Below are 12,226 nucleotides of genomic sequence, written 5' to 3'. Positions count from 1 at the left end.
ACGCGATCCGACAGAGTCGGCCGGCTCATCGAGAGGGACATTGAGGGCATGGTTCTCGAGCCACTCACGCCGGGGCCGGAGTGGTCCGTGCCGTCCCAATACGCGAGAGCCGCCACCCCCGAAGAAGTGGCGGCAGCGGTAGCGGAGGAGTAACTACCCCTCCGCCTGCCGACGACCCCACCAGGCCATCAGCTGGTACACCGTCTGCGCCCCAACGGCCGCTCGCGCGGCCGCCAGCTCCTTCGTCACGGTTCGCTCAGACAGGCCGAGCCGCGGCCCGACGCGGTGTTGCGCCTCGCCTTCCTCCAGCGCCCGCAGAATGGCCTTCTGGCGCTCGGTCAGCATGCCGCTGGACGCGTCCCCCTCCTGCCACCGAGTGCCGCGCGCCCAGAGCTGCTGGCACAGTGCGTGCGCCCATGCCACGGTGGCGCGGTCCGTCACGTGCCAGCCCGAGTCTCGATCGTCACCGGGCCGCACGCAGTTGTCGATGAACAGATGGGTGCCGTCGATGATGACTAAACGCGGGAAAGCTTCCTCAAGGGTGACCACCTCGGCCCCAGCCTCTACCGCCGCGGTCAGATGCCCGCTGGTCGCGGCGTGATCCCGCACAGCCACGTTGTAGAGGGACCTGACCGAGACGCCGCGCCCCCGTAGCTCCAGGACCCGCTCCATCCCGACGCGCATCACGTCTGGGTCCCGGTCGACAGGGGCGCCGGGCTGGGCCGTCCACATCTCCGAGGAAGCGGTCCGTAGCGCCTGCTGTATCCGGGCGTTCATCTCGTCGCGCGTCTGGAGCAGCTCGCTGACGGGCCCGCTGTACCAGCGGTGCTGGTCGTACGCCGGAGCGAGGCCCTCCACGGCCGGCAGTTCAGCCATGCACGCGACGGCGTGGGTGATGGCGGCCTGGGCCTGCGCCAGGACCCGCTGCGCGGCGGCCCGAGGGTCATGAGCGATGAACTGACCGGGCTGGTCAGGGTTGGGAGCGATCAGCCCGAGGTCGACCAGGCGTGCCGTGTCGTGGCCGTCCAGGGGTGCGCCGTCAGATGCAACCGCTCGGTAGGTTTCGCGGTCCGCCGAGGAGAGTGGGAGGTCCGGCAGGTCCGGCATTTGTTGCCCCTTCAACGCTGTACTAGATACCGCACGTGCCGTTTCTGGCACACCGTAACCCCTTTCATTAACAGGATCACCATGCGAACCTACGTTCAGTGACTTTCGCCCGTACGGGCGTTCGAATCGTAGAGTTTCCATGGAGGAGATTCACATGTCCATCACGCGCACGCTCAGACGCGCGGCAGCCGTAGCGCTGCTCGCGGCCCTCCCGGCTCTGGCCGCCCCCGCCGTCAGCGCGGCGCAGCCGGACCGCACGGTCGTCGTGGCGGACCCGGGCTGGGGCGTGGTGGTCGCGGAGTCCCAGCCGGATGCCGCCCTCATGGACCCGGGCTGGGGCTGACCGTCCCCCCGTACTCAGGGGTGCCGGAACGAGGAATCACAAACCGGGCCTTGCATGGGGTCCGGGGCGGCCCGGCGGACGATGGTGTCTGCCGGGCCGTTGCACCAAACCAACGGGGAAGGCACGACATGATCACGGTAATTGGGCTCCTCATCGTCGCGGGGCTCGTCGGCCTCTCGCTGCTCGCCCGAGGCCTGCGCGCTCAGGTGGAGGCGCTCAGGGAAGAGATCGCGCTGGCCCGGATCGAGGGCGTCCTCGGCAAGGACAGCCCGGTGCCGTGATCTCAGCCCACCTTGCGCAGCTGGGGCCGTCGCCCCGTGAGTGCGGTTTCGATGGTCAGCATGGCGTCGTCGTCCGCCTCCGGGAGGAGGTGCGAGTAGGTGTCGTTGGTGGTGGTGATGGACTCGTGGCCGAGTCGTCGTTGCACGTAGGTAAGTCCGTGGCCGGCGGAGATCAGGGCGCTGGCGTGCGAGTGGCGGAGGTCGTGGGGGGTGGGGTTCTTCTGCGGGGGCAGGAGGCCCTCCGCCTTGGCCCGCTTGACCGCGCGCTGCCACCTGTTGTGGAACGTCGAGTAGTGCAGCCGCTGGCCCTGGTCGCCGACGAACAGCAGCGCGTCGTGGCCCAGCCCATCGCCCAGCTCGATGAGGGCCTGATCCACCGTGGTACTGATGCGCAGGGTCCGTCGGCTCTTTTTCGTCTTGGGCTTCCCGATGTAGTACCCGCCGTCTCCGTCCTTCTTCCAGGCCCGCCGCACGCGAATCCGCCTGTGACCGCCCTCCGTGATGACGCACATCGGGGCCAGCGCCGTCAGCTCTCCCCACCGCATGCCCGTGCCGTACGCCACGACGGACAGCAGTTGGTCCTGGCGCTGATTCATGCACGAGATGAGGCCCTCCACCTCCTGGGGCGTCAGGAACTCGATGTCCTCGCCGTCCTCTGCCCCGTCATCGTCCGACCGCGGCAGCCGTGTGAGCTCGCAGGGGTTGCGGTTCCGCAGCGGCGGCTCGGAGCGGACCGCCTCACGCAGGATGCCGGACAGCAGGCCGTGCAGGTTGCGGATCGTCTTGGGGCTCATCGGCTTCATCTTCGGGGAGCCGTCCGGCATGCCGCCCCGGCGGACCAGCGTGGTCTCAAGTCGGCGCACCCAGGGGCGGATTGTGTCGCTGCTGAAGTGCTCGACGCTACGCACGTCGCACTCACCGAAGGTGGGGAAGATCCACTTTTCCAGCTCGCCCAGGCACGCCTTGCGGTAGTGCTCCTCGATGCCGGTCCGCTCGGCGATGATCCGGGTGGCGTAGTTCCGGAAGCGGTAGCGGTTCTCGTCCTGGCGCTCCTGGGTGATGTAGCCCTCACCCTTGACCCACCCCGGCGGCCAGTACTGTCCGGCCTCGTTGACCGCGTCGCGGAAAATGGCGGCCGCGGTTTCGTCGTCGAAGGTCTCCGACTGCCCAGGCGCTCCCCGGGTGCCACCCTCGCGCCATCTGACTTGGTAGCCGGTAACGTCACCGGCTGTGTTTTTTCGCTTCACGATGGATGCCATGGCGGCATAGTAGGGCTCGTGTTCCCCGCGTGTTCCCAGAACGCGGCAAGCCCATCACCGCCCAGCCGAGTATCAGCAGGTCAGAGCCGGTTTAGAAATTGTGCCCGGAGCCGGACTCGAACCGGCACGCCCCCGAGGGGCAGCGAGGTTTAAGCTCGCCGTGTCTGCGTTCCACCATCCGGGCGTGGCGCGCGGCTCCGCGTTGGCACATGACCCTATCCGGGCACGTCCCCCGATCAGCGGAACAGTGGCTCGATGTTGTCTTATTTTATTGACCGTTTGAGGGGTCGTCAGCACATCCTGGGCGGGCTGACCACACGCCCGCACGGGATGTCGGGCAAGAAGTCCACCGCGCGGGATTGACGGAAAGTCGCCGCACTCGTACGGCCCAATGCGCCAGGGGCGCGCCATGCTCCGCCAGGGCCGCGCCACCCCTCGGGACCGATGGCCGCCCCGGCCCGCTCCCGCGCCCGGCCCGCCCGCTCCCCCGCACCCGGTCCGCGGCCCCGCCCGTAGGCCGGGCTCAGGGTCGGTGTCATACCCCAGGAGGACGTCCCCACCCCGGCGATGCGACTCAAGAGGGCCCAAGGAACGGGCACGGGGGCTGACGTCCGGCGGCGATGGGGCCGTGACGATGGAGGAGTCCCGTTGGAACCCCGCATCACCCGAATCAGGAGCGTCCCTGTGACCACCACCTCCACCGTTCACCGCGCCACCGCGGTGGCTGCCCGCGCCACGGAGCTGTCGAAGGTCTACGGCCACGGTGAGACCCAGGTGGTCGCCCTGGACCGGGTCACCGTGGACTTCCCGCAGGGCGAGTTCACCGCGATCATGGGCCCCTCGGGCTCCGGCAAGTCCACGCTGATGCACTGCGTGGCCGGTCTCGACAGCTTCAGCAGCGGCTCCGTCCGCATCGGTGACACCGAGCTGGGTTCCCTCAAGGACAAGCAGCTCACGCAGTTGCGCCGGGACAAGATCGGCTTCATCTTCCAGGCGTTCAACCTGCTGCCGACGCTGACCGCGCTGGAGAACATCACCCTGCCGATGGACATCGCGGGCCGTAAGCCCGACGCCGCGTGGCTCCAGAAGGTCATCGACATGATCGGTCTCTCCGAGCGCCTGAAGCACCGGCCGACCGAGCTCTCCGGCGGCCAGCAGCAGCGCGTCGCGGTCGCCCGCGCCCTGGCCTCGCAGCCCGACATCATCTTCGGTGACGAGCCCACCGGAAACCTGGACTCCCGCTCCGGCGCCGAGGTCCTCGGCTTCCTGCGCAACTCGGTGCGCGAGCTCGGCCAGACCGTGGTGATGGTGACCCACGACCCGGTGGCCGCCTCCTACGCGGACCGTGTGATCTTCCTCGCGGACGGCGCGATCGTCGACCAGATGATGCACCCCACCGCGGACGGGGTCCTCGACCGGATGAAGGCGTTCGACGCGAAGGGCCGCACCAGCTGACGTAACCGGCTGCCGCCCCCCGTCCCCCTTCCGGAACCCATCCCAGGACTTCAGACATGTTCCGTACCGCCCTGCGCAATGTGCTCGCGCACAAGGCCAGGCTGCTGATGACCGTGCTCGCCGTCATGCTCGGCGTAGCCTTCGTCTCCGGCACCCTGGTCTTCACCGACACCCTCGGCAACGCCTTCCGCAACCAGTCGGCCAAGAGCTACGACAACGTCGCCGTCGCCGTCACCACCTACGCCGACCAGCGCGACGAGAAGACCCAAGGCATCGACGACGCCACCCTGGAGAAGATCCGGGCCCTGGACGGCGTGGCGAGCGCCACCGGCCGGGTCTCCGGCTTCGCCGGGGTCGCCGACCCGGACGGCAAGCTCATCGGCAACGGCTGGTCCAACACCGGCGGCAACTTCGCCCCCGGCAAGGACGGCAAGGACGCCGCGTACACCTTCACCGAGGGCACCGGCCCGGTGAAGGCCGGCACCATCGCCCTGGACAAGGACACCGCGAGCAAGGGCAAGTACCGCGTCGGAGACCCGGTGCGGGTCGCCACCAACGGGCCGGTGAAGGAGTACACCCTCGCCGGTGTCTTCACCACCGAGGACGGCGCGCTCAACGCGGGCGGCAGCCTGGTCCTGTTCGACACCGCGGTCGCGCAGAAGCTCTACCTCAAGCCCGGCGTCTTCCAGGACGTCACCGTGACCGCCGCGGCCGGCACATCGGACCAGAAGCTGCTGTCCGCCGTGGAACCGCTGCTGCCCAAGGACGCCTCCGCCCAGACCGGCGCCGCACTGGCCGACGAGCAGGCCGAGCAGATCGAGAGCGGCCTCGGGGCCCTCAACGGGATGCTGCTCGCCTTCGCGGGCATCGCCCTCTTCGTCGGTATCTTCCTGATCGCCAACACCTTCACCATGCTGGTGGCCCAGCGCACCAAGGAACTGGCCCTGATGCGGGCCGTCGGCGCCTCCCGCAGCCAGGTGAAGCGTTCCGTCCTGCTCGAAGCGGCCGTGGTCGGCGCGATCGCCTCGGTGATCGGCTTCGTGCTCGGTCTCGGCCTCGCCATCGGTCTGCGCTCCGCGATGAGCCTGCTCGGCGGGAAGATCCCGGCCGGCCCGCTGGTCGTCTCCCCCACCGCGGTCGCCGCGGCCTTCACCGTCGGCATTGTGATCACCGTGCTCGCCGCCTGGCTGCCCGCCCGTCGCGCCGCGAAGATCGCGCCGGTGGCGGCGATGAGCAGTGTGCACGCGGTGGCCACCACCAAGTCCCTGGTCGTACGGAACTCGATCGGCGGAGTCCTCGGCCTGATCGGCGCGGCGGCCATCGTCGCGGGCGCCTCGGCGGCCGGCACGAACGGCCGCTACACCGTCGCGGCCGGTGCCTTCTTCTCCCTGATCGCCGTCATCGTGCTCATCCCGCTCCTGTCGCGGCCGGTGATCGCCCTGGTACGGCCGCTGCTGATGAAGCTGTTCGGCGTCTCCGGCAAGCTGGCCGCGCAGAACGCGGTCCGTAACCCGCGACGTACCGGAGCCACGGCCTCCGCGCTGGCGATCGGGCTGACCCTCGTCACCGGGATCTCGGTGCTCGGCGTCACCCTCGGCCAGGCGGTCGACCGGATGACGACGGACAACGTCAAGGCCGACTACATGGTCTCGATGGCCAGCGGCGGCATGCTGGACCAGTCGGCGCTCAGCGCCCTGGAGAAGGCCGACGGGGTCTCCGCGATCTCCCCGCAGCAGGCCACCTCGCTGTGGGTCGGCGAGGACTACCACGGGGCCTCCGGGGTGACCCCCGGTGATGTGGAGAAGGTCTTCTCGCTGAAAACGGTCTCCGGCTCGCTGGGTTCGCTGAACGACGGCGAGATCGCGGTCGGCAGCAAGACCGCGAAGTCGAACGGCTGGAAGACCGGCGACACCCTTCCGGTGAAGTTCGATGACGAAAAGAAGGGGAAGCTGAAGATCGGCGCCCTCTACGAGGAGAACACCTTCCTCTCGCCGTTCCTGCTGCCGAAGGACATCGTCAACGCGCACACCCCGCAGGCGGACATCCGCGAGATCTGGCTCAAGATGGACGGCGGCGCCTCCGAGGCCAACGAGAAGTCCGTGGTGGACGCGCTGGGTGACAACCCGGCGATGAGCATCAAGGACCGGGCGGACATCCGGGACATGTTCGGCGGCTTCATCAACATCGCGCTGAACATCATGTACGGGCTGCTGGCGATGGCCCTGATCATCGCGGTGCTGGGTGTCATCAACACCCTGGCGATGTCGGTGTTCGAGCGTCAGCAGGAGATCGGCATGCTGCGGGCGATCGGCCTCGACAAGCGCCGGGTCAAGCGCATGATCCGCCTGGAGGCCGTGGTCATCTCGGTCTTCGGTGCGGTGATCGGTGTCGCGCTCGGTACGTTCCTGGGCTGGGCGATCGGCCAGACCGTGGCCGCCGAGATCCCGGACTACGCCCTGGTCATCCCGTGGGACCGCCTCGCGCTGTTCCTCGTGCTCGCCGGACTGGTGGGCGTGCTGGCCTCCCTGTGGCCGGCCCGCAGCGCCGCGAAGCTGAACATGCTGACGGCGATCAAGACCGAATAGCACGCGCCGGGGCCCGAAGGGGAGGGGGAGGGGCCGGTGACCGCCGCACGCGGTCACCGGCCCCTCCCCCTTTTCCTACGTCCCGTACGCGGGCCTCAGCCGGTCGCCGAAGCCGTCCAGGCGCGGGCGCGCAACGGCATACGGGCGCCGCCGCCCTCCGTCGGGCGCACCACGAGGATCTGGTTGACCCCGATCTTGTTGTGCTCGAAGGAGAGCGCGGAGGCGGCCATGTACAGCCGCCAGACCCTCGCCCGGCCGGGCGAGGTGGCCCGTACCGCCTGCTGCCAGTGCTGCTCCAGGTTGGCCACCCAGCGGCGCAGGGTGAGCGCGTAGTGCTCACGGATGGCCTCGACGTCGCGTACCTCGAACCCTGCCTCTTCGAGGGTGCCCACGGTCCGGCCCACCGGGGCGAGTTCGCCGTCGGGGAAGACGTACGCGTCGATGAACTCGTCGATGCGGTAGGCGTCCTCGTCCTTCTCGGGGCGGCGGGCGATCTGGTGGTTGAGGAGCCGGCCGCCGGGCTTGAGGAGCGCGTACAGGTCGTCGGCGTATTCGCGGTAGCGGACCGAGCCGACGTGTTCGGCCATCCCGATCGACGAGATGGCGTCGTACGGGCCGTCCCTGACGTCCCGGTAGTCCTGGACCCGGATCTCGATCCGGTCGGTCAGGCCCTCCTCCGCGATGCGCTTCCTGGCGTAGGCGGCCTGTTCGATGGAGAGGGTCACTCCGGTGACCCGGGCGCCGTACTCACGGGCCGCGTGGATGGCCATGGAGCCCCAGCCGCAGCCGACGTCCAGCAGGCGGTCGCCCTCCTTCAGCGCGAGCTTGCGGCAGACCAGGTCGAGCTTGTCGCGCTGGGCGTCCTCCAGGCTTCCGCCGTCCTCCCAGTAGGCGCAGGAGTAGACCATGGAGGGGCCGAGGACCAGTTCGTAGAAGTCGTTGCCCACGTCGTAGTGGTGACTGATGGCCTTCTTGTCGCGCCGCTTGGTGTGCATGGCGCCGGTGCGGCGGCGGACCTCCTCGGCGGGCGGGGCCGGCGGGGGCCAGGGGCCGGCCAGTTCGACGAGACCGCGCGCGAAGGCCCTGACCCTCGGGTCGCGGACCGGGTGTACGGAGTCCTTCGCGTCGGCTCCGCGCTCCCAGAGGAGGGCGGCGAGGTGGTCCAGTGTCTCGTACAGATTGCCGTCGACGTCGATCTCCCCGGCCACCCAGGCACGGGCCAGGCCCAGTTCGCCCGGTTTCCAGAGCAGGCGGCGCAGGGCGCGGCGGTGGCGGATCACGAGGGTGGGGGCACCCGGCGGTCCGGACTCGCTGCCGTCCCAGGCCCGGATGCGGACCGATAGGGGCTCTCCCAGCAACTCTTCGGCGAGAGCGGTCAGCCGCGATGCGGCGTCTGCCATGGCGCACACCTCCGTGGTGGTGTTTCCCAAATATGCCAAAATTCGCATAACCATGCCCATAACCCCGCCACGACACCTCGGTGGCGCGACGGGACACCTGCGTCAACTCTCTCCGGACCCCATGCCATCCCGCTACATGGCAATGGATCGGCAAAGCACATGTATCCGGCATGTATCAGCGGGGTTCGGGCCGCCGCCACCGGGAGACGCACGGAACCGGGGCGCGCACGAATACGCCGGGGAGCACACGGGCCCGGGGAGCACGGGGATACGCCGGGGAACGCGGATACGCCGAAGGGGCCGTCCGCACCACGGATGGCGGACGGCCCCTTCGGGCGTCGTACGGGAGGTTCCGGCGGACCGGAACGGATGGAGCTAGGAAGCCTTGGCCTTCTCGCCCTTGGCGTCCTGGGCCGCGGCGGCCGGAGCCGGAGCCGGCTTGGCGGCCTCGTAGAACTCCTCGCGCGGCGTCTCCATGGCGCCGAGCGAGACGACCTCGCGCTTGAGGAACATCGCCAGCGTCCAGTCGGCGAAGACCCGGATCTTACGGTTCCAGGTCGGCATCGCCATGCCGTGGTAGCCACGGTGCATGTACCAGGCGAGACGGCCCTTGACCTTGATCTTCACCTTGCCCATGACGATCATCGCGACGCCCTTGTGCAGGCCGAGACCGGCGACCGCACCCTTGTTGGCGTGGCTGTACTCCTTCTGCGGGAAGCCCCGCATACCGGAGATGACGTTGTCGCCGAGGACCTTGGCCTGACGCAGCGCGTGCTGGGCGTTGGGCGGGCACCAGGCGTTCGGGTTGCCGGCCTTGCGGCCGACCAGGTCCGGAACCTGGGCGTTGTCGCCCGCGGCCCAGATGTAGTCGGTGCCCTGCACCTGGAGCTTCTCGGAGGTGTCCACGTGACCACGCGGGCCGAGCGGCAGACCGAAGCGGGCGAGCGCCGGGTTCGGCTTCACACCGGCGGTCCACACGATGGTGTTGGCGTCGACCTCAAGGCCGTTCTTCAGCACGACGTGACCGTCGACGCAGGAGTCCATGGAGGTGGAGAGGTAGATCTCCACGCCACGGCCCTCAAGGTGCTCCTTGCCGTAGGCGCCCAGCTTCGGGCCGACCTCGGGAAGGATCTTGTCGGCGGCGTCGACGAGGATGAAGCGCATGTCCTCGCGCTTCACGTTCGTGTAGTACTTCGACGCGTCGCGGGCCATGTCCTCGACCTCGCCGATGGTCTCCGCGCCGGCGAAACCGCCACCCACGAAGACGAACGTGAGCGCCCTGCGGCGGACCTCGTCATCGGTCGTCGAGTCAGCCTTGTCCAGCTGCTCCAGCACATGGTTGCGCAGACCGATGGACTCCTCGATGCCCTTCATGCCGATGCCCTGCTCGGCGAGGCCGGGGATCGGGAAGGTGCGCGAGACCGCGCCCATGGCGATGACGAGGTAGTCGAAGGGCAGCTCGTAGGCCTCGCCGACGAGCGGCGCGACCGTGGCGACCTTGCGGTCCTGGTCAATGGTCGTGACTCGGCCGGTGAGGACCTCTGCCTTGGGCAGCACGCGTCGCAGCGGGACGACGACATGCCGAGGCGAGATGCTGCCGGCAGCAGCTTCGGGGAGGAAGGGCTGGTACGTCATGTACGAGCGCGGGTCGACGACCGTGACGGTCGCCTCTCCGTAGCGCATCTTCTTGAGAATGCGTCGAGCTGCGTACAGGCCTACGTACCCACCGCCTACAACGAGGATCCTGGGACGCTCCGTGGTGCTCATGCCATCGAGTATCCACCCCCCTCCGAGGGGGTGCTCGTGAGCCCCTTCACAAGGTATCGGGCCACCTCTGCTACACTTCGCCGCCCACGTGACCGAGGTCATGATGTCGCGGGGGAACCACCAGGCGGTGGCGAACGTTGTTCACCGCTTGTGAGCTGGCCCTTGGCCCTTGATGCCGGGCAAACCACCCCTCTGATTCATCCGCGCGCAACACGCCCGGAACGCGCCCCCACCCCCTCCGCGAGCCCCGCCGCGCGACCCACACGGCCCCTTGGGCGCCGAACTGCGCCCAACAGGGCCGAATTCCTTGTGAAGAAGTTCACGAACTTCGTCGCGGCGCGCCCCCGAAGGGGTCCTCCGGACCGCCCAGGGGGCCCGTCAGCAGCTCAAAGGTGCAGGCGACGGTGCGTTTGAGCCGCCGCCGGGCGACGGGCCGCGTACCGGGGTGTCAGTCGACGCGCGAGGCCGCCGACCAGGCGATCCCGTCCAGGATGTCGTGTTCGCTGACGACGACCTCCTGAGCCCCGGTCCGCTTCATCACGGCGAGCAGGACGAGCGCTCCGGAGGTGATCACGTCGACCCGGCCGGGGTGCATCGCGGGGATCGCGGCGCGCTCCTCGTGCGTCGAGGAGAGCAGGCGTCCGGTGATCTCCTGGACCTGCTCGAAGGAGACCCGGGAGTGGTGGATGGCCGCCGGGTCGTACTCCGTGAGTCCCAGCGCGATCGCGGCCACCGTGGTGACCGTGCCGGCCAGGCCGACGAGGGTGGCGGCCTCACCGAGCGGGACGGTCTCCTGCGCGAGGTCCAGCGCGGCGTCGATGTCCGCACGGATCGCGGTGACCGCGCCGAGCGTGGGCGGGTCGATGACGACTCCGTCGCGTACGAGATGGCGCTCCGTCATCCGTACGCAGCCGATGTCCACGGAACGGGCGGCACGGACCTCGTCGTCGCCGACGACGAACTCGGTCGAGCCGCCGCCGATGTCCACCACGAGATAGGGCTTGGCGAGCTGATCGCTGCCGGCCAGTTCCTTGGTGGCGCCGAGGAAGGAGAGCTCGGCCTCCTGGTCGCCACTGATCACCTCCGGCTCGACGCCCAGGATGTCCAGGACGCCGCGGACGAACTCGTCGCTGTTCTCGGCGTCGCGCGAGGCGGACGTGGCGACGAAGCGGACGCGTTCGGCGCCGAGCTCCTTGATCGCCGCCGCGTACTCGCGGCAGGCGGCGAAGGTGCGCTCCAGCGCCTCGGGGGCGAGCCGGCCGGTCCGGTCGACGCCCTGGCCGAGCCGGACGATCTGCATCCGCCGGTCGAGCTCGGCGATCTCCCCGGTGGCGGGGTCCGCGTCGGCGACGAGCAGCCGGATGGAGTTGGTCCCGCAGTCGATGGCGGCGACCCGGGTCACCGGCCCGCCCCCTCGTCGGTCGGCGCGTCGGAGGTCGGCGCGTCGGAGGTCGGCGCGTCGGAGGATGCCTCGCACGGCGTGACGCACGGGCCCTTCGCCCACCACTCGGGCAGCATCGCGATGGCCTCGTCGCCGAGCGGGTTCACTCCGGGGCCCGCGGCCAGTGAGTGGCCGACCAGGACGTGCAGGCACTTCACCCGGTCCGGCATGCCGCCCGCGCTCGGGAAGCCCTCCAGGACCTCGATGGCGTCACGGCGGGCGAGGTAGTCCTCGTGCGCCCCGCGGTAGGCCGCGGCCAGCTCGGGGTCGGACTGGAGCCGCTCGGTCATCTCCTTCATGACCCCGTTGGCCTCCAGCGTCCCGATCGCCGACGCCGCGCGCGGACAGGTCAGGTAGTACGTCGTCGGGAACGGCGTGCCGTCCTCCAGACGGGGCTGCGTCTCGACCACGTCCGGATTGCCGCACGGGCAGCGGTGCGCGATGGCCCGCAGCCCGCGCGGCGGGCGGCCGAGCTGCTGCTCGAACGCGGCGATGTCCGCGTCGGTGGGCGTGGTGGACTCGGTCTGCGGAGGGGGCGTTTCCATGCCTGCCTAGGTTCTGCTCGACGTTTGCTCGAAAGATGCTGCT

The 12,226-nt window shown here is 69.4% G+C and carries 10 protein-coding genes and 1 tRNA gene; 4 read left to right on the top strand and 7 right to left on the bottom strand.

Annotated elements, in window-relative coordinates:
• Positions 1-153: 153 nt before the first annotated feature.
• The gene (locus OG413_RS15430; RefSeq protein WP_266805998.1) at positions 154-1,107 is read right to left on the bottom strand and encodes a hypothetical protein; all 954 of its coding nucleotides are present in this window, start codon (positions 1,105-1,107) and stop codon (positions 154-156) included.
• 154 nt (positions 1,108-1,261) lie between these two features.
• Here OG413_RS15430 and OG413_RS15425 point away from each other — a divergent pair, with 154 nt between their 5' ends.
• Entirely contained in the window at positions 1,262-1,450 is a 189-nt protein-coding gene (locus OG413_RS15425; RefSeq protein ID WP_266805997.1) for a hypothetical protein, read from the top strand.
• Positions 1,451-1,578: 128 nt separating this feature from the next.
• Positions 1,579-1,731 (top strand): hypothetical protein, encoded by a 153-nt coding sequence (locus OG413_RS15420; RefSeq protein ID WP_266805995.1) that lies wholly within the window; start codon positions 1,579-1,581, stop codon positions 1,729-1,731.
• A gap of 2 nt (positions 1,732-1,733) precedes the next feature.
• Here OG413_RS15420 and OG413_RS15415 read toward each other — a convergent pair whose 3' ends face one another.
• Together OG413_RS15415 and OG413_RS15410 are read right to left on the bottom strand one after the other, a co-directional pair.
• The gene (locus OG413_RS15415) at positions 1,734-2,990 is read right to left on the bottom strand and encodes a site-specific integrase (RefSeq protein WP_266805993.1); all 1,257 of its coding nucleotides are present in this window, start codon (positions 2,988-2,990) and stop codon (positions 1,734-1,736) included.
• Between the two features lie 101 nt (positions 2,991-3,091).
• Positions 3,092-3,174: transfer RNA gene (locus OG413_RS15410), tRNA-Leu, on the bottom strand.
• Positions 3,175-3,674: 500 nt separating this feature from the next.
• Here OG413_RS15410 and OG413_RS15405 point away from each other — a divergent pair.
• Positions 3,675-4,445 carry an ABC transporter ATP-binding protein gene (locus tag OG413_RS15405; protein ID WP_266805991.1) on the top strand — a complete coding sequence of 257 codons (771 nt, stop codon included), beginning with the start codon at positions 3,675-3,677 and terminating at the stop codon, positions 4,443-4,445.
• A gap of 56 nt (positions 4,446-4,501) precedes the next feature.
• On the top strand, positions 4,502-7,030 hold the full coding sequence (locus OG413_RS15400) for an ABC transporter permease (RefSeq protein WP_266805989.1): 2,529 nt from the start codon (positions 4,502-4,504) through the stop codon (positions 7,028-7,030).
• A 95-nt stretch (positions 7,031-7,125) separates the two neighbouring features.
• On the opposite strand, the gene OG413_RS15395 is transcribed toward OG413_RS15400, so the two are convergent.
• The 4 genes from OG413_RS15395 to OG413_RS15380 form a co-directional block, all read right to left on the bottom strand.
• The gene (locus OG413_RS15395) at positions 7,126-8,430 is read right to left on the bottom strand and encodes a cyclopropane-fatty-acyl-phospholipid synthase family protein (protein WP_266805988.1); all 1,305 of its coding nucleotides are present in this window, start codon (positions 8,428-8,430) and stop codon (positions 7,126-7,128) included.
• Positions 8,431-8,805: 375 nt separating this feature from the next.
• Positions 8,806-10,197 carry an NAD(P)/FAD-dependent oxidoreductase gene (locus OG413_RS15390; RefSeq protein WP_266805987.1) on the bottom strand — a complete coding sequence of 464 codons (1,392 nt, stop codon included), beginning with the start codon at positions 10,195-10,197 and terminating at the stop codon, positions 8,806-8,808.
• A gap of 448 nt (positions 10,198-10,645) precedes the next feature.
• A complete protein-coding gene (locus OG413_RS15385) occupies positions 10,646-11,599 on the bottom strand; it encodes a Ppx/GppA phosphatase family protein (protein WP_266805985.1) in 954 nt (317 codons plus the stop codon).
• Positions 11,596-12,183: a DUF501 domain-containing protein gene (locus tag OG413_RS15380; RefSeq protein ID WP_266805983.1), complete on the bottom strand. Its 588-nt coding sequence runs from the start codon at positions 12,181-12,183 to the stop codon at positions 11,596-11,598. Before OG413_RS15380 ends, OG413_RS15385 begins: the two co-directional genes overlap by 4 nt.
• Positions 12,184-12,226 lie beyond the last annotated feature (43 nt).

This window comes from Streptomyces sp. NBC_01433 (assembly GCF_026340105.1).
Classification (GTDB): Bacteria; Actinomycetota; Actinomycetes; order Streptomycetales; family Streptomycetaceae; genus Streptomyces.
This window is presented reverse-complemented; position numbering and strand designations above follow the sequence as displayed.

Coding starts and splice junctions, on each gene's coding strand:
- OG413_RS15415 (WP_266805993.1), bottom strand. CDS start 2,990: ATGGCATCCATCGTGAAGCGAAAAAACACAGCCGGTGACGTTACCGGC.
- OG413_RS15380 (WP_266805983.1), bottom strand. CDS start 12,183: ATGGAAACGCCCCCTCCGCAGACCGAGTCCACCACGCCCACCGACGCG.
- OG413_RS15420 (WP_266805995.1), top strand. CDS start 1,579: ATGATCACGGTAATTGGGCTCCTCATCGTCGCGGGGCTCGTCGGCCTC.
- OG413_RS15430 (WP_266805998.1), bottom strand. CDS start 1,107: ATGCCGGACCTGCCGGACCTCCCACTCTCCTCGGCGGACCGCGAAACC.
- OG413_RS15395 (WP_266805988.1), bottom strand. CDS start 8,430: ATGGCAGACGCCGCATCGCGGCTGACCGCTCTCGCCGAAGAGTTGCTG.
- OG413_RS15390 (WP_266805987.1), bottom strand. CDS start 10,197: ATGAGCACCACGGAGCGTCCCAGGATCCTCGTTGTAGGCGGTGGGTAC.
- OG413_RS15400 (WP_266805989.1), top strand. CDS start 4,502: ATGTTCCGTACCGCCCTGCGCAATGTGCTCGCGCACAAGGCCAGGCTG.
- OG413_RS15425 (WP_266805997.1), top strand. CDS start 1,262: ATGTCCATCACGCGCACGCTCAGACGCGCGGCAGCCGTAGCGCTGCTC.